At 69.3% G+C, this 16,127-nt stretch carries 17 protein-coding genes and 1 tRNA gene; 6 read left to right on the top strand and 12 right to left on the bottom strand.

Annotated elements, in window-relative coordinates; translation table 11 throughout:
• Positions 1–55: 55 nt before the first annotated feature.
• Entirely contained in the window at positions 56–1,462 is a 1,407-nt protein-coding gene (locus ACIBQ1_RS27870) for an MFS transporter (protein WP_397282041.1), read from the top strand.
• Here the strand turns inward: ACIBQ1_RS27870 and ACIBQ1_RS27865 are convergent.
• Together ACIBQ1_RS27865 and ACIBQ1_RS27860 are read right to left on the bottom strand one after the other, a co-directional pair.
• The gene (locus ACIBQ1_RS27865; RefSeq protein WP_185067699.1) at positions 1,440–1,796 is read right to left on the bottom strand and encodes a DUF742 domain-containing protein; all 357 of its coding nucleotides are present in this window, start codon (positions 1,794–1,796) and stop codon (positions 1,440–1,442) included. The genes ACIBQ1_RS27870 and ACIBQ1_RS27865 overlap by 23 nt on opposite strands.
• The gene (locus ACIBQ1_RS27860; RefSeq protein ID WP_397282039.1) at positions 1,789–3,612 is read right to left on the bottom strand and encodes a nitrate- and nitrite sensing domain-containing protein; all 1,824 of its coding nucleotides are present in this window, start codon (positions 3,610–3,612) and stop codon (positions 1,789–1,791) included. The genes ACIBQ1_RS27865 and ACIBQ1_RS27860 overlap by 8 nt, the downstream gene beginning before the upstream one ends.
• Before the next feature lie 235 nt (positions 3,613–3,847).
• On the opposite strand from ACIBQ1_RS27860, the gene ACIBQ1_RS27855 reads away from it, so the two are divergent.
• Positions 3,848–5,407 carry an ABC transporter substrate-binding protein gene (locus tag ACIBQ1_RS27855; protein ID WP_397282037.1) on the top strand — a complete coding sequence of 520 codons (1,560 nt, stop codon included), beginning with the start codon at positions 3,848–3,850 and terminating at the stop codon, positions 5,405–5,407.
• Positions 5,408–5,483: 76 nt separating this feature from the next.
• Here ACIBQ1_RS27855 and ACIBQ1_RS27850 read toward each other — a convergent pair whose 3' ends face one another.
• A complete protein-coding gene (locus tag ACIBQ1_RS27850; RefSeq protein WP_397282036.1) occupies positions 5,484–5,660 on the bottom strand; it encodes a hypothetical protein in 177 nt (58 codons plus the stop codon).
• A gap of 17 nt (positions 5,661–5,677) precedes the next feature.
• Here ACIBQ1_RS27850 and ACIBQ1_RS27845 point away from each other — a divergent pair, with 17 nt between their 5' ends.
• Positions 5,678–6,298: a hypothetical protein gene (locus tag ACIBQ1_RS27845; protein WP_397282034.1), complete on the top strand. Its 621-nt coding sequence runs from the start codon at positions 5,678–5,680 to the stop codon at positions 6,296–6,298.
• Between the two features lie 67 nt (positions 6,299–6,365).
• On the opposite strand, the gene ACIBQ1_RS27840 is transcribed toward ACIBQ1_RS27845, so the two are convergent.
• From ACIBQ1_RS27840 to ACIBQ1_RS27825, 4 genes are all read right to left on the bottom strand, one after another.
• Positions 6,366–6,698 (bottom strand): DUF4326 domain-containing protein, encoded by a 333-nt coding sequence (locus tag ACIBQ1_RS27840; RefSeq protein WP_397282032.1) that lies wholly within the window; start codon positions 6,696–6,698, stop codon positions 6,366–6,368.
• A gap of 6 nt (positions 6,699–6,704) precedes the next feature.
• Positions 6,705–7,886 (bottom strand): M28 family metallopeptidase, encoded by a 1,182-nt coding sequence (locus tag ACIBQ1_RS27835; protein ID WP_397282029.1) that lies wholly within the window; start codon positions 7,884–7,886, stop codon positions 6,705–6,707.
• 102 nt (positions 7,887–7,988) lie between these two features.
• A complete protein-coding gene (locus tag ACIBQ1_RS27830) occupies positions 7,989–8,306 on the bottom strand; it encodes a hypothetical protein (RefSeq protein WP_397282027.1) in 318 nt (105 codons plus the stop codon).
• Between the two features lie 11 nt (positions 8,307–8,317).
• Positions 8,318–9,421, bottom strand: coding sequence for a zinc metalloprotease (locus ACIBQ1_RS27825; RefSeq protein ID WP_397282025.1), 1,104 nt, complete (start codon positions 9,419–9,421; stop codon positions 8,318–8,320).
• A 714-nt stretch (positions 9,422–10,135) separates the two neighbouring features.
• On the opposite strand from ACIBQ1_RS27825, the gene ACIBQ1_RS27820 reads away from it, so the two are divergent.
• Complete coding sequence (locus ACIBQ1_RS27820) at positions 10,136–10,369, top strand: hypothetical protein (RefSeq protein ID WP_397282023.1); 234 nt, start codon at positions 10,136–10,138, stop codon at positions 10,367–10,369.
• A 68-nt stretch (positions 10,370–10,437) separates the two neighbouring features.
• On the opposite strand, the gene ACIBQ1_RS27815 is transcribed toward ACIBQ1_RS27820, so the two are convergent.
• Together ACIBQ1_RS27815 and ACIBQ1_RS27810 are read right to left on the bottom strand one after the other, a co-directional pair.
• A complete protein-coding gene (locus tag ACIBQ1_RS27815) occupies positions 10,438–11,364 on the bottom strand; it encodes a cobalamin biosynthesis protein (protein WP_397282022.1) in 927 nt (308 codons plus the stop codon).
• A complete protein-coding gene (locus ACIBQ1_RS27810) occupies positions 11,348–12,130 on the bottom strand; it encodes a phosphotransferase (RefSeq protein WP_397282020.1) in 783 nt (260 codons plus the stop codon). The genes ACIBQ1_RS27815 and ACIBQ1_RS27810 overlap by 17 nt, the downstream gene beginning before the upstream one ends.
• Before the next feature lie 90 nt (positions 12,131–12,220).
• On the opposite strand from ACIBQ1_RS27810, the gene ACIBQ1_RS27805 reads away from it, so the two are divergent.
• Both ACIBQ1_RS27805 and ACIBQ1_RS27800 read left to right on the top strand, forming a co-directional pair.
• Positions 12,221–13,000, top strand: a complete 780-nt coding sequence (locus tag ACIBQ1_RS27805) for a ZIP family metal transporter (protein ID WP_397282019.1) — start codon at positions 12,221–12,223, stop codon at positions 12,998–13,000.
• Between the two features lie 7 nt (positions 13,001–13,007).
• Positions 13,008–13,081, top strand: a tRNA-Arg gene (locus ACIBQ1_RS27800).
• 74 nt (positions 13,082–13,155) lie between these two features.
• Here ACIBQ1_RS27800 and ACIBQ1_RS27795 read toward each other — a convergent pair.
• From ACIBQ1_RS27795 to ACIBQ1_RS27785, 3 genes are all read right to left on the bottom strand, one after another.
• Positions 13,156–13,803, bottom strand: a complete 648-nt coding sequence (locus ACIBQ1_RS27795; protein ID WP_397282017.1) for a site-specific integrase — start codon at positions 13,801–13,803, stop codon at positions 13,156–13,158.
• A 799-nt stretch (positions 13,804–14,602) separates the two neighbouring features.
• Positions 14,603–15,079, bottom strand: coding sequence for a hypothetical protein (locus tag ACIBQ1_RS27790; protein ID WP_397282015.1), 477 nt, complete (start codon positions 15,077–15,079; stop codon positions 14,603–14,605).
• Positions 15,076–16,127 (bottom strand): hypothetical protein (locus ACIBQ1_RS27785; RefSeq protein WP_397282013.1); only part of this gene is annotated, 1,052 nt, incomplete at its 5' end. The genes ACIBQ1_RS27790 and ACIBQ1_RS27785, both read right to left, overlap by 4 nt.

Here is a 16,127-nt window from a genome sequence, read left to right as displayed (position 1 = left end):
TTACGTATGTATTATCTGTGCCTGTTAGTTACCTAAGTTAGCCAAAGGAGCCGACATGGCGACAGTAGTCGCGTCCGCGGCACGTACGACGTCCACCAAGAGCCCATGGCCCGGGGTGGTCGCGCTGGCTTTCGCGGCCTCCATCGCCGCCCTTCAGAACACCGCCGTGGTCCCGTTGCTTCCCGTGCTGCAGCGGGAGCTGCACGCCTCGCTCTCCGCCGTGTCCTGGACGCTCACGTTGAGCCTCCTGGTCGCGGCCGTGGCCACGCCGTTGTTGTCGCGCTTCGGTGACATGTACGGCAGGCGCCCCATGATCCTCGGTGCCCTGGCCCTCCTGGTGGTCGGCTCGGTTATGGCCGCGCTGGCGACCTCGCTGACCTGGCTGATGGTGGCGAGGGTGCTGCAGGGAGCCGTGGCCGCTCTGGTGCCGCTGTCGATCGGGGTGGCACGCGACGTGCTGCCCAGAGAGCAGCTCGCGACCGGCATCGGGGTGATCAGCGCGACGATGGGGTTCGGGAGCGGCGGCGGGATGATCCTGGCCGGGCTCGCGTCCGGTGACTTCCACCTGGTCTTCTGGATCACGGCCGGCATCTCGCTGGTGGCCGTCGTGATCGTGGCCTTCCTCGTACGGGACACCGCTCCCGCGGGCAAGGGCCGTCCCGACCTGGTCGGCGCCGCGCTGTTGGCCGCCTGGCTGGTCGCGCTCCTGTTGGGCATCAGCGAGGGCGGCTCGTGGGGCTGGACCTCGCCGGGCGTGCTCGGCCTGTTCGCCGCCGCGGCGGCCCTCGCGGCGCTCTGGGTCGCGGTCGAGCGCCGCGTGGCCGAGCCGCTGGTGGAGATGGCGATGCTGGTCCACCGGGGCACGATCGGCGCGACGGTGGCCTCGATGCTGCTCGGGTTCTCGTTCTTCACCCTCATGACCGGTACGTCCAGCTTCGCCCAGGTGCCGGCCGGGTCAGGTTACGGCTTCGGCGCCTCCACCCTCCAGGTGGGCTTCTTCCTGCTGCCGAGCACGCTCTTCATGCTGGTCATCTCGCTGTTCGCGGGCCGGATCATGCGCCGCTTCCAGGCCTCGTCCATGGTAGCGGCGGGTTCGGCGGTCACGGGGCTGGCGGGGCTGTGGCTGGTGGTCGCGCACAGCAGCCCGGCCCACCTGTACGTCGCGACCTCACTGATGGGCATCGGCCTCGGCGTCGGCTACGCGGCGCTGGGCACCATGGCCGTGGAGCACGTGGACCCGGGCAAGACGGCCCTCGCGGCAGGCGTCAACGCGCTCGTACGCATCGTGGGCGGCAGCACGGCCGGCGCGGCCATCGCCGCCATCCTGGCCGCCCGTCCGGGCGTGGGCGGCTACCAGTGGGTCTTCGGGGCCGCCGCCCTGGCCGGGATCACGGCCGCGATCTTCGCGGCCGTGTACGGGCGGCTCAACCGCAGGATGGTCACAGCGCCTTCAGCCCGCTGATCACCTCGAGCAGCACCTTCGCATCGGGGGCGGGTGGCGGGTGCTCGACCTGCACGAGCTGCTGCGCGTGCAGGTCGCCGACCAGCACTCGGACCACGCCGATGGGCAGGTTCAGCTCGGCGGCGACGTCCACCAGCCGGGTCGGCTTGGTGCACTTCTGCATGATGATCAGATGCTCGGGGCCCAGGCCCATGGGCGGCGCCAGGCCGCCGGCCGTGATGATCACCGCGATGAGGTCGATGGCCTCGCTCGCGGGGACCGTACGGCCCCTGGTCAGCAGGTAGGCCGGGACGATAGGACCGGCGTCCTCGTCCAGCCAGCGTTCGTCACTCACTTCGCACCACCCGCATAGGTCGAGCGGGTTCCTTCACGTGAGCCTCCGGTTCTGCCTCGGCCACGTGTTCTTCCGGGATCAACACGATCGCGGTGGTCCCTCCATATGGTGAACCGCGCAACGTCACGCGGATGTCGTGCCTGGCGGCCAGGCGGGAGACGACGAAAAGGCCGAGCCGGTCGCTGTCGGCCAGGTCGAACTCCGGTGGGCTGGCCAGCCGCTCGTTGAGTTCGGCCAGCTCCTCTGCGCGCATCCCGAGCCCGCGGTCCTCGACCTCGAAGACGAAGCCGCGGGCCGCCACCTCGCCGCGCACGATGACCGGGGTGTGCTTCGGCGAGTAGACGGTGGCGTTCTCGATGAGCTCGGCGATCAGGTGGATCACGTCGCCGACCACGGGTCCGGCCAGACGCTGGCCGGACATCGGCTCGACGGTGACCCGCTGGTAGTCCTCGACCTCGGCCGACGCGCCGCGGGCCACGTCGAGCAGCGGCACCGGCCGGCTCCAGCCGCGGCCGGGGGTGGCGCCCGACAGGATGATCAGGCCCTCGGCGTGGCGTCGCATCCGGGTGGTCAGGTGGTCGAGCTTGAACAGGTCGTCCAGCGCGTCGGGGTCGGTGGCCCGGTGCTGCATGTCCTGCAGCTGGATGCGCTGGCGGTGCAGCAGCGTCTGGCTGCGCCTGGCCAGGTTGCGGAACACGTGCCCGACGCCCTCGCTGAGCTGCGCCTGGCCGACGGCGGCCTCGACGGCCGTCTGCTGGACCGTGGAGAACGCCTGGCCCACGTCGTCGATCTCGACCGTGGTGCTCGCCACGGACAGCTCCGGCATCTCGACCTTCTCGCCCTTGCGGAGCTTGGCGACCACGTGGGGGAGCCGTTCCTGGGCCACCTCCAGCGCGGCCAGCCGGAGCGCGCCCAGCTCCTTCGACAGCCGGTTGCCCATGCGCAGCGAGAACGCGATCGACACGACCACCAGCCCCAGCGCCGTCCCCGCCAGCAGCAGCGCCCTGTTCAGCACCTGGTCGGCGATCGGCTCGGTCCGCGTGTTCAGCACCGCGCTGGCCTGCATCAGGGCTTCCTGGAACGACTTGGACAGCCCCTCGGTGAGGGTGAGCCAGCTGCGCGGCGCCTGCCCGGCGATGATCTGGTCCTCCATGATCCGCATCCGCTGATAGGCGGGGGAGGAGATCAGCGCCACCTGCGTGTCGCGCAGGTTCGGGTCGAGCTCGTTGAGCGACTGGTCGACCAGGAAGCGCCGGTTGCCGACGAGCTCGGTGAACAGCCTGCGCTCGGCGGGCTGGGCCGGCCCGAACGCGACGGCCTGCTCTCTGGTCAGCAGCTCCCTGGCGTACCCGAGGTCGATGACGATGCGCGACTGCTCGTAGATCGGGATGTCGTCGATCAGCGCGACCCGCTTGTGCAGGCCGAAGAGCGTGTCGTTGATCGCGCTGTACGCCTCCACGGTGTGCAGACGGTCGGACAGGCCCGTGTCGATCTCTCCTCTGATCGCATCGAGCCTGTCGAGCTGCGTGTACACCGCGTCCACCTGTGTGCGGATCTCTTCCGATCGGTTCCTGGATTTGCTGGAGAGCTGCCTGAACGCGTCACTGGCGGCGTCGGTGCGGGTGCGCTGCGTGGCGACGGCGGACTTTTCCCCCGAGTTACGCAGGAGCCTGGCTGAGACTAGACGTTCACGCTGGATCTCGCTGATCAGTTTGTACGCGGGAAGACGGAGGTTCGTCCAGAGTGTCTTGTATTGACGCAGCTCCAAGCTCTCGGTGGCGGTCACGGCGGTGATGACCCCCCACAAGACCACCATGGAGGTCAGTGGCACCAGTAGTAGTCCGATGATCTTCAAGCGGATCGTTCGGCTACGACCCATCGCACCTCACTCCGGTCGGTCCCCTGCTGGCAACCCCGGACGGGACAAGCCCAGAGGATAGCAATTGGATCATCAAAATGCCCAATTTTTCGGGACTTTTGGACACGTGGGCTTTGGTCCCATCGATCTTGGAGTAGGTTTCCCGAGTACATCGCCGACAGAGGGAGATGCGTTGCGCCGTCGTCTCGCAGCGGCCGCCGCGCTGATGCTCCTCGCGGCCTGCTCACCGCCTCCGGAGTCCCCGCAGGCGCCGTCGGGGCAGTCCCCGTTCGTCTATGTCAAGAACCTGGACATCGTGACCGAGTGGGACCCCTCCAGGTCCTATTCCAACGAGATCGTCGCTTTCCAGAACATGTACGAGACGCTCACCTTCTGGAACCCGGTCACCAAGAAGTCCAGCCCCAGACTGGCCACGTCGTGGCGCTCGTCGCCCGACGGCCGGACGTGGACGTTCAACCTCCGTTCCGGGGTGACCTTCCACACTGGCAGGCCCCTCGACGCCGCGGCCGTCAAGTCGTCGATCGAGCGCACCATGAGCGCCAAGGCGGGCGCCTCCTACATCTGGGACGCCGTCTCGTCCATCAGGGTCGACGGGCCCACCGCGGTGACGTTCGCGCTGAAGTACCCCGTCCCGCTGGACCTGGTGGCCTCCTCCACGTACGCGGCCTACATCTACGACACGCAGGCGGCGCCCGACCTCGGCAAGTTCTTCGCCTCGGGCCGGGACGCCGGGTCGGGGCCGTACACGGCGACGAAGTGGCAGAAGGGCAAGGAGGAGGAGCTCACGCTCACCGCGTACGACAAGTACTGGGGTGGGTGGGGCCGGCCGCACTACAACACGGTGAAGTTCCGCGTCGTGCCCGATCCCGACCGGGCGTGGCGGCTGCTGCAGCGCGGTGAGGTGAGCTTCGTGGCACGGCTGAACCCCCGCCTGTTCGCCAGCGCCTCGACCGCGCCCGGCGTGCGCACCTCCGAGCGGCCGTCGTTCCAGACGGCGATGCTGCTGTTCAACACCGCGAACGGCCCCATGAAGGACGTGCGCGTGCGCCGCGCGGTGCAGAAGGCCGTCGACTACCAGGGCCTGATCAAGGACCTGAAGGGAGCCGTCTCACCGGCCAGCGGCATCATCCCCGAAGGGCTCATGGGATACGTGCCCAAGCGCGTTCCCCGGCAGGACCTGGCGGGCGCGGCGCAGCTGCTGAACAGGGCGGGGTACGGGCCCGGCGGCCGGCCGCTGCGGCTGCGGATGACGTACGGGGAGGGCGACACCGACTGGCACCTGCTGGCCGTGAAGCTCACCGCCGCGCTCAAGCCGCTCAACGTGACGATCGACGCCCGGCCGATGCCCTGGACCGCCCAGTGGGAGCAGGGCAAGAAGCGCGGCCAGGACATCTTCGTCATGTACTGGTGGCCCGACTACGCCGACGGCTACTCCTACTTCGGCAACGTCTTCCACAGCGGGAACCCGCCCTTGTTCAACCTGGCCTACCTGCGCGACCAGGGCCTGGACGCGATGCTCGACCCCGTGCCGGAGCTGACCGTGACCGACAGGCCGGCGGCGCAGCGGGCGTACGAGCAGGCCACGAAGCGGGTGCTCGACCAGCGGGCGGCCGTGGCGGTGCCGTGGGTGGTCAACTACCAGCGGGCCTACCAGGGTGGGGTGCAGGGCTACACCGACAACCCGGCCTACCCGGACGTGGTCTTCGTCTACGACCTGCGTCCCTCGGGCTGACCGCTGTGTTCATGGCCTCACTTCGTGAGGCGGTCTCGGTCGCCCTGGATGCCGCCGCCTTCCCCCGCTCTGGTCGCTACGCTCCCGCCGCTCCTCCAGGCGGCGGGGCTCCCTCGACGACCCGTTCGCGTAGCCGGACCTTGATCTCCTCGGGCGTGTAGGCCCGGCGGCGGCGCTCGGCGCGCGCGATCACCACTCCCGTGGCCGCCACGCCCATGATTCCCGCCAGACCGAGCATCTTCCACCAGCGCATGTGCCTAGGCTAGCGGTGTGCTGACCTTCGACGAGGCCGTAGCTGTGACGAGGACCGGCGATCTTTGGATCTTCCGTGGCCGCTCGGTGCCCGACCGTGCCATCCAGACGATGACCAACAGCCCGGTCAACCACGTGGGCATGGCGATCGTGACCGAGGACCTGCCGCCGATGATGTGGCACGCCGAGCTGGGCAAGTCGCTGCTCGACCTGTGGTCGGGCACGCACCATCGCGGGGTGCAACTGCACGACCTGCGCGAGGCGGTGACCACGTGGGTCGGCCGCTACGGCCAGCGGCCCTGGCTGCGCCAGCTGGAGCCGGAGGCCACGCCCGAGATGGAGGACGCGGCCCTGCGCACGGTGGCCCGGCTCGACGGCACCCCGTTCCCCTCCACCGCCCGGCTGGCCGCCCGCTGGGCCAGGGGGCGGGTGCCGCGGCGGCGCCGCCGTGAAGAGACGCTGGAGAGCGCGTACTGCGCCGAGGTGGTGGCGGTCACCTACGAGGAGATGGGCCTGCTGCCCAGCGGTCGTCGGCCCAACTGGTACGACCCGGGCAAGTTCTGGAGCGGCGACGACCTGGAGCTGCTGATGGGGTGCCGGCTCGGCAACGAGATCACCGTGGGCGTCGAACGGCCGTGACCTACGGCTCTGAGCTACGGCCGTGACCTTACGGCCCTGAGCTACGACCGTGACCTATGGCCGTGAGCTACGGCTCTGTGCCGGCGGTGACGGCCAGCAGCGCGTCCGCGTGACACTCCTGGTCGGGGTCGCACCAGCAGGCCAGGTCCTTCCCGCGCAGCTCGCGGCGGGCCCGCTCGACGAGTTCGGGATGCTCGCGGAGATGGGCGAGGTAGAGCTCGATCACCTGGGACCGCTGGTGGACCCGGCCACCGCAGACCCGGCAGCCCTTCTCCGACAGGCTGTGCGGGTTGGCGAACGGGCTGCGCCGGTGGCCGGGGAACTCGCGCCCCACGTACTCGGCCCCCTCGGGGACCCGGCCGTGGAACCGGTCCCCCTCGACCTTGACGCGGCGTGGCATGCCCGCTCAGACCTCCGCGAGGGTGGCCGCGGCCGCCACGTTCATGCGTACGATCTCCAGCGCCAGGCCGTAGTCGATGTGCGCGAGCGTGTCGTTCGCCGTGTGCACGTTCTCGTTGCCCCGGTCGGCCCCCTCAATGGTCAGCACGGCCGGGATCGACGCGTCGATGAACGGGACGTGGTCGCTGGCGAACGGATGGAGCGAGGTCTGGACGGCGAGCGAGGTGTAGGTGGCCGCGGCGGCGGCCAGGTCGTCGACGAGGGCCCGTGAGGTCTGCGCGCCTTCCAGGAGCACGGTGGGCGCGGGCGTGTTGAGCGTTCCGATCATGTCCATGTTGACGACCGCGCGGATGCGGTCGCGCTCGGCCCGCGCCAGCGCCTTGACGTACTGGCGGCTGCCGAAGAGGCCCTGCTCCTCGCCGCCGAAGAGGATGAGGCACAGGTCGTGCCTGGTCCGCCTGCCGGAGAAGACGCGGGCCATCTCCAGCAGGCCCGCGGCCCCGCTGCCGTTGTCGTCGGCGCCGGGCGCCGACGCGGCCGGGCCGTCCACGGCGTTGACCGAGTCGATGTGGGCCGTGACCAGGACGCGGCCCCGCGGCTCGGCGCCCTCTCCCGGCCGCTCCGCGACGACGTTGAGGCTGGACCCCGAGCCGACGGTGATGGGGACGAGCGAGGTGGCGTACCCGAGCCCGTGCAGCAGGTCGCGGGCCTGCTCCGCGGCGGTCCTGAACGCGGGGCTCAGCGAGTGGCGGGTGCCGTGGGCCACCAGCGCCTGGAGGCCGGCCCGGTAGGCGTCCTCGTCCACCAGCTTCACCAGGTCCCGGACGGCGGGGTCCGGCGTGCGGCGGGCCGGGGTCACGGTCCGGAACACCGTGGTCCCGCCGGTCAGCGGGCGCATCCGGTAGCAGACGTCCTCGCGCGACGGCACGGCCCCGGCCTGTTCCGGGTCCGGCCCGACCACGAGGTAGCGGCCCTTGTCGACCAGGACGGGAATGTCGGGATGCGCACGCTGGAACAGCCGGCCCACCTGGGTCACCAGATACAGGCCGGGGGCCTGCGCGGCCGGCTCCTCAAGGGCGAGCCCGGCCGGCCAGCGGTCGTCGTCCTCCGTCCAGCACAGCAGGGTGTCGCCCAGCCGGGCCCATTCGAGGCCGGGCACTTCCCCGACCGCGGCCTTGCCGTACTTCACCGGTGTCCTCCACGGACCGTTTCCTGAGGGCTCTTTTCGCAACGGCTCATTTGCCGAGGCTTATTTCCCGAGGCTTATTTGCTGAGGCTCTTTTGCCGAGGTTCATTTCGCGAAGGCGAGTTGGTCGTCCTCGCGGGACACGACGGTCAGGACGAACGGCCGGCCCGAACCCCCGGGAAAGGTGATCCGGATCCGGTCGGCGCCCTGGCGCTCCCAGTGGCCGATGATCTTCCTGGGCCGGTCGTCCGGCCCGGGGAGCCACTCGACGAAGGTCCCGTCGGGGCGGAACTCCATCCCGCGCCGCGGCTGCCGCGACGGCTGGAACGGGTACTCGTCCGGACGGTATACCGCCACCGCGTCGGTGTCCTCCTCGAAGGAGTGCGTCCAGGCTCCGACGACGTCCGGCGCTTCCTCGTTCATCGTGACGACGCTCACCGGACGTGCCGGTCGCCGGCCACCACGTTCAGCGCGGCGCGGGTGTCCTTCAGCACCTCCTGGAGCAGCTGCTCCAGGTCGCGCTGCGACCCGTTCCCGGTGAGCCGCGTCTCACCGGGGGCGGCGACGCCCGCGGGGACGCGCTCCTCGGCCCGGCCGGCCAGCTGCGGGACCAGGAAGGACGCTCGCGGGCCCTCCATGCAGGCGTTCATCCGCAGCGACTGGCCGCTCGTGAACATCATCATGCCGGGGTCGTCGGTGTAGTCCATGTAGTTCACGAACATGTCGCCGTTGGGGCCGTTGTTGCATGAAACATGGGGAAAAGTCGGCATTCCGGTGTTGTTGCCGGCCTGGTTCGGGGTGTCGGTCACCTTGTCGTCACCGCTGCACCCCTCGCCGTCGTCCCCCCAGATGTGGAAGAGGTTCAGCCAGTGGCCGATCTCGTGCGTCGTGGTCCGGCCCAGGTGGAAGGGCGGCGTCGCGGTGCCCGTGTTCCCGAAGGCGGAGTGGCGGATGACGACGCCGTCCGTGTCCGGCGGCCCGCCGGGGAACTGCGCGTAGCCGAGCAGCCCGCCCTTCAGCTGGCACACCCACATGTTCAGGTACTGGTCGGTGGGCCACGGGTCGGATCCGCCGGTGGCACTCGCCTTCACCAGGTCGTCGTGGGTGAAGCCCATCCGCTGGGTCTCCACGCGGACGATCCCGTCCGTCGGCTCCCCGTTCGGGCCGCGGGTCGCGAGGTGGAACTCGATCATCGTGTCCGCCACCAGAGACTTCCAGACGGGCGGCACCTGCGTCACGTCGGGATTGGTGGCCCGGTAGTCCTGGTTGAGGATCTCGATCTGGCTGTGGATCTGGTCGACGCCGAGGTTCTGCTCGGGGCGGGCCGGGTTGTGGACGACGTGCACGACGACGGGGATGCTGATCACGCCGGTGCGGCTGACCATGCGGGTGCCGAGCCTGTACTGCGTCGCCTGGTTCTCGATGGACGCTCGCCGCGTGCGGTAGGACATGCTCTCGTTGAGCAACCGGCGGTGCACGGGCATCGTGCCGCACAGGTCTCGCGTGAGCGGTTCGGAAAACTCTGACTCGTCCATCATGATTTCCCCCAGGAGTGAAGCGAGGCAGGCCGCTCGTGCCGGATCGCGGTGCAGGGCGTGCCGCCATCCGGCCGGTCGGACGCTGATGCACTCGTACCGCGAACCGCCCGGTCGGAAGCCCAAAGGAGTGCATAGCTTCCGGCTCGGATCCGCGCACGCGCCGTCCCTCGCCCCGGACCGGGAGCGGCCGGACCGCCGTTCTGCTCGGGCCCGACGGACATCCGCGTGCTGGGCCCGGCCGAGGTGTACGACGGCGACGGCGACGTCGAGCTCCTGGTCCCGCCGGGCGGCTCGACGCATGACCGCCCGGCTTCTTCCGGTTCGACCGGTCGCGAGGCTTTCCGGCCGGCCATCCGGGGGCGGCGTAGTGGGGCCCGGCTTCCTCCGGGTCGACCGGTCACGAGGTTTCCCGGCCGTCGGCCCAGAGGGCGGCGTGACGGCGCCCGGCCCCGCACACCTCGTGAGCGTCTCCCTGGACAGAGCCCGGCCACGTGCGGCGGGTGGGGCCGGCCGCCGTAAGCGTAAAAGGGGGGAAGCCCGAAGTACGGGCGGCACGCAGGCGACGCGCGCCTGGCCGCACCCCCCGCCCCCAGGGGGCCGGGGCTGATCCCGGACGGCCCATAATTCCAATTACAAACCGCGCCCGTCCGAGTATCCTGTTTTCTCAAATGTCTCGGGGATTAAGTAGCTTCACGGCCCACAGGGGGAGTCTCCGTGGAACCTGCAGACGGTCGCGTCGTTCTCTTCATCATCATCGCTCTCGCCGTGTTCGCCCTCGGCCGCCGCTTCCAGACGATGATCATCATGCGTCAGGTCTGGAAGCAGAGCGCCAAGCAGGTCATGGCCAGGAAAGAAGTCGCGAACAACGCCGCGAAGGCGATGATCGGGATCACCGCCCTCGCGATATTCGTGGTCTGGCTGGTGCTCAACCTCAACCGCGTAATGTGAAAGCAGTCAATAGCTGATTACCGCGCAATTGCGCGACCGTCCGCAATCCTCTCGACGACTCAGACGACCTATTTGCGGCGATTCCGTAGGGCCCAAGCCGTCAGTACGGCCGCTCCGGCGGCGGCCAGGCTGACGGCCCGCGTGAGACGTACCGCACGGCGGATGTCCTTGACGTCGGGCTCGGGCCCGTCGCCCATGGTCGGGCGGTGCTCGGTCCTGCCCTGGTAGACGTTCGTGCCGCCCAGGGTGACGCCGAGCGCCCCGGCGAACGCGGCCTCGCACCTGCCGGCGTTCGGGCTGGGGTGGCGGTGACCGTCCCGTCTGAGCACCGCCAGGGCGCGGCCGGGGTCCGGCCCGGTCAGGACCGTGAGCAGCCCCGTCAGCCGGGCCGGTACGTAGTTCGCCACGTCGTCGAGCCTGGCCGCCGCCCAGCCGAACCGCTCGTAGCGCGGAGAACGGTGGCCGACCATGGCGTCCAGCGTGTTGATCGCCCGGTACGCCAGCAGCCCCGGCACGCCCGCCACCGCGCCCCAGAGGAGCGGCGCCACGACGGCGTCGGAGGTGTTCTCGGCCAGCGACTCGACCGTGGCCCTGGCGAGTTCCTTGGCCTCGAGGTGGGAGGGGTCGCGGCCGCAGAGGTGGGGGAGCCGGGCTCTGGCGCGTTCCAGCTCGCCGCGTTCGAGGGCGTCCGCCATGTACTCGCCCTCGCGGGCGAGCGTGGTGCCGCCGAGCACCGCCCAGGTGGCGACGGCCGTGACGACGGTACGCCCGTGGGGGATCCGCTGCGCGAGAACACCGAGCGCGGCCGCGCCCCCGACGCAGATGGCGACATGTGCCACTCCATGCGCCTTCTTGTCCGCGTACAGGGACTTCTCCACGCTCGCGGCGACACGCCCGAACACGGCGACCGGGTGGGCGGCGCTCTGCGGGTCGGCGATCAGCCGGTCGAGGGCCACCCCGAGGGCGAGCCCCAGCGGGTCACACCAGGTGGGCATGGAGCTCGTCTTCGTGCGTGTCGAGCCAGGCCGCAGCGCGGCGGATGCGTTCGCCGGCGCCGCCCGCCCACATCTTCGCCCAGTTGCCGCCCGCCGAGGCGCGGGTGCGCATGACGTCGTAGGAGCGGTGGAATCGGAGCCTGGACAGGTCGAGGAGGCGGCGGCGGTCGCGGGGCGGCACCCCGTACGCCTCGCAGAACAGCCTCAGCCGTTCGCCCACGTCGAGGTTGCGGAGGAGCGGCGGCCGGTCGACGGGGTCGGCGATGGGGGCCCAGTGGCGGAGCGTGGTGACGATGTCGAAGAGGCGCGTGGTGGGGCGGGCCAGGTCGAAGTCGATCAGCGCGCGGGGCCTGCCATCGCGAAATATCACGTTTTCTGGCGTTAAATCACAATGCCCGATGATTTCTGGCGCTTTGTCATCATTTGACCCGCCTTCCCAGCCCTTCAGGGACAACGGGAACCCGGCAGTCGCGTCATGATATTCCCGGAGCAACACCGCAAGCCCGGCCAGCGCCTCGTCGCTCGCGCTCTCGAGCCGTAGCCCGGTCGTACCCGGCACGTACGTGAGGATCTCGCGCCCGAGCCCGTCCATCCCCACCACCCGCGGCGCTCCCTCGAACCCACGGGCCTCAAGGTGCCGGAGCAGGGCGTGCACGGCGGGTGTCGACGTACTGGCCGGTCTACGCACGGTGTCACCGACCCGCACCACCCCGTCAGTCACGTCCCCGCCCTGCAGTGGAATCTCATGCAGGAGCGTCGCGACCATGCCACGAGAGCTTAGACCCTTTTGCCCCACCCCCGCCCGGCCTTTTTCCCAGCTCGTGTGTCACGGCCCCGCCCTCTAACGTGGACTCCCGTGCCGATCCTGCTCGCTCTGGCGGCGTTCCTCATGACCCTCCTGGGCGGCCTGGTCGCCGCCCGCGTCGGCCCCCGCCGCCACCTGGTCCTCGGCGCCGCCGCGGGCGTGATGCTCGGCGTGGTGCCCTTCGACCTCCTCCCCGAGGCCCTGGCCCACGACGAGCTGCGGGTGTTCGGCGTACCGCTGCCGATGCCGATGTTCGCCCTGGCGTTCCTGTCCATCCACATCGCCGAACGCTCGATGGCCATGCACGACGCCCACGAGACCGACTACGCCACCCACCGCCACGCCCACGCCGGGGTCGGCCTCACCGCCGGCGCCGCTCTGGTCGTCCACAGCCTCCTGGACGGAGCCGCCATGGGCGCCGCGTACCAGACGGACGCCTCCCTGGCGGCGGCCGTGGCGACAGGAGTGATCGCTCACGACTTCACGGACGGCTTCAACACGTACACGGTCACCTCCCTCTACGCAACACCCGCCGCCGCGCCCTCACCCTCCTCCTCCTGGACGCCCTGGCCCCCTGACCGGCGCCACCCTGACCACCCTCATCACCATCCCGGCCGACATCCTGAGCGCCTACCTGGGCCTTTTCGCCAGCTTTCTCCTCTACCTGGCCACCTCCGATATCCTCCCAGAGGCCCACACACCCCGCCGATCCACCGGCTGGACCATGGCGGCTACGGTCTTGGGGACGCTGTTCATGTGGGGTGTGATCGGGCTGACAGACTGACACGACGAAAACGTGTGCGTGACATGTCGCCGGATCATGCACAATAAGGCGGGAGCGCCCTTAGCTCAGCTGGATAGAGCACCGGACTTCTAATCCGACGGTCGCAGGTTCGAATCCTGCAGGGCGCGCTTCTCCACCTGCGGGAACTCGCACCGCGGTCACGCTCGATGGTGGCGTGGGGCAAATGTGAGGCAAAGCTGGGTCACGTGCTGAGCTCCCGCCTGAGCTTGGACGCCGCTCTCAGCACCAGCCCCGCCGTCTCTTGGGCAGCTTTGTGGGCCACCTCCGGCAGCACCGAGACATAGGTGTCGGTGGTCAGCGCGATGCTGGCGTGCCCCAGCATGGCCTGCACCACCTTCAGATCGGTGTGCGCGGCCAGCGCGAGGGTGGCGGCGCCGTGCCGCAGGTCGTGCAGCCGGATCGGCGGTTGTCCGGAGGCGGCCACCAGCCGGCGGAATCGGCCGGTGAGGTAGTCCTGCCGCAGAGCCGCACCCGTCGCGGTGGTGAACACGTGCCCCGAGTCCTGCCAGCGTGTGCCCGCTGCCGCGCTCAGCTCCTGTTGCCGTTCGCGGTGCTGGGTCAGCATCCGCACGGTCTGCGCGTCCAGGGCCACCACTCGGCAGCTGGCGGCGCTTTTCGGCGGGCCGACCACGACGTGGCCGTCGGCGTGCACTCGCTGCTGCGTCACCGTCAGCTCCGCGGCCTGCAGGTTGACGTCCGTCCAGCGTAGCCCGGCCAGCTCGCCGCGGCGCAGTCCGCGCAGCGCGGCCAGCCACCAGGCGGCGTACAGGCGGTCCTGCGCGACGCCGGTCAGGAAGGCCGCGAGCTGTTGGTCGGTCCAGACCGCCACCGCCGGACGTTCTCCCGAGTGCTGCCACCGGGCCGTCCGCCTGACGGTCCAGATCACTGGATGCGGTCGCCGGGGATGCGGCAGTTCGGCTCCGTTAGCCGGATTGACGGGGATCAGCCAGGCGCGGACCGCGGCGTTAGCGCGGTCCGCAAGGTGGCGTGGATCCGCACCACGGTAGCGGGCGACAGTGGGCGGCCGGTCGGCGAGGGACGGGACGCGAGCGTTGCGAGCAGTCCGTTGACGTCGCGGGAGGTGAGCTGGTGGAGCAGGATCCGTCCCAACTGCGGGATGAGGTAGAGGCGGATGTGTGGCGTAGCCTTGCCGGGTTGACGGGCGGAGGGCGTCCTTGGTGGCCGGCCAGCGTGCTGGCCACTGTCCGAGGGTGCATCCGGCCCCTGCGCCGTCGTGGTCGGCAGCGGCCAGGGCTCGGCCTGCCGCTTGCGCTTCCTCGGAGTCGGTGTAACCGCCCTGGCGGACGCGCTGCCGTTCCCCGTCCAGGTCGCGTACCTGGACCGCGAAATACCAGCTGCCATGATCGTCATCTACCGGCAGACGCGGACACGTCCCGCCTCGCTGACGTCCCGTTTCCGCATCCATACAGCCGCATCGTCTGCTGATATGCACACGTGTCTTTGTCATCTGTCCCACCTCCGTCCCCACGGTGTGCGACGACAGACGCGCCAGCAAGGGCTCGCATTCGATCGGGGGTGACCTCAGGTCAAGTGTCCGGAGTACGGGGGAAGCTCAAATCGAATACCAGCAGGTCACATGACATGACAGGGTATTCGGCGCCCACGCCCTACGTCAGGCACTGTCGCATGGTCTTCAATCGCGAGCCCGTGATCGGGCAGACCCGGATTTCGTGGCCCGCCTCGTCGAGGACCTTCCGGCGCCCCAAGGGCCGGTCGAGCGTGATGGGCACAAAAACGACTCCGCCGCGACCACCGATGTAAGAAGGCGGCCACAATTCGTCCCGCCACTTCTCAAGCAGCGTGCGCTCATGTCGCGGGCAGATGTCGCGAAGCACTACCCGGACCCGCACGCTTGCCTCGAGCTCGGACGCTTCGGCTTCGTCGGCCTTGAGGCATTCCGTGGGGTTCATACTGAACGCGTGCAGGATGAGGGCCCGTCCTTCCACCTCGACCGTGTCGATCGACCCGTTGAAGGGTGGTTCAGGCGGCTGAGACTCCCGTATGGAGGTCGCCATGGAAATCGCGACGGCCAACACCAGGAGGCCGCACATGCGCCACAAGAAGGACGGGCCCAGGGGATTCATTTCTTGTAGATGTCCTTGCCGACGGCCTTCATCACGTCATGGATGTCGGTGAAGTAAGTCACGCAGGTGGACTGGACAGGCGCGTCATCGCCGACTCCGCCGCTGAAGATGCCCTTGGCCACCACGTATCCATCGCTCTGGCGGAAAGTGTAGACCGGCGCGCCTGAATCACCGCCGACCGGGCACTTGCCGGTTTTCTTGCCGACCTGTACCCACCGTACCGTGCCGATGTATTCCCTGGTTTTCGGGTCTACGTACTCGATCTTCCAGCCGATGTCGGTGACCTTGAAGCGGCAGATCTGGCCGTTGGATGCGGGATTCGTGCTGGCGCCGCCGATGCAGTACTGGTCGCCTTCCCGAGAGCGGACCGAGAACCGCCCGCCCACCCATTCCTTGACGGATGAGTCCCTGCCGCCGATGAAGATGGTGGGGCTCGTGCCCCGGCCGAATCCCGTCTGGATCAGGGATACGTCGCCGTAGTAGGTCGGCTGGTTCGGCAGTTTGATCGTTCCTTGACCGTCCCGCCAGTTCGTCCATTTGATGATGCCGGCGCTCGCGAGTAGCCCGTCTCCGTCAGCGCAGTGCCCGGCGCTCACCATGAGATTGTCGGTTGCGCTCCCCATGGCGAATGCGGTCGTGCACTCCCCGGATGGGGTGTTGTCAGCCTTGAAGGGAACGAACTTGGAGCCGCCGTTGAGCTTTCCCGTGTCATTTTGCCGGCTGTCCGCGGCGGCGGAGGACTTCGTCCGGACGTTCGGGTGCGGACGGTCACTTTCTGAACGCAGCCAGATGGCGACGTTGTACGTGCCGTACCGGTCCGCCAGAGCCTTACGCAGCCCTGGGGAGGCATCGGTGGACTGCACCACGACCAGGTTGCGCTCGGGCCAGATCTGCGTGGCGAACAGCGCGGTTCCCGCCGGGATCGTCGCGTCCAGATCGAGTACCTGGTCAGTTACGGCAGCTGTAGTTCGGGATCTTCGAGGGATGTGCTCCATGGGGGCGCCTGTGGGCATGGGAACGGCCACCAGCATCATGATCGTTTGTGACG

The organism is Nonomuraea sp. NPDC050153, from assembly GCF_044460125.1.
Lineage (GTDB): Bacteria > Actinomycetota > Actinomycetes > Streptosporangiales > Streptosporangiaceae > Nonomuraea.
The sequence above is the reverse complement of the archived record's forward strand: the minus strand, read 5'-3'. Positions and strand labels throughout refer to the sequence as shown.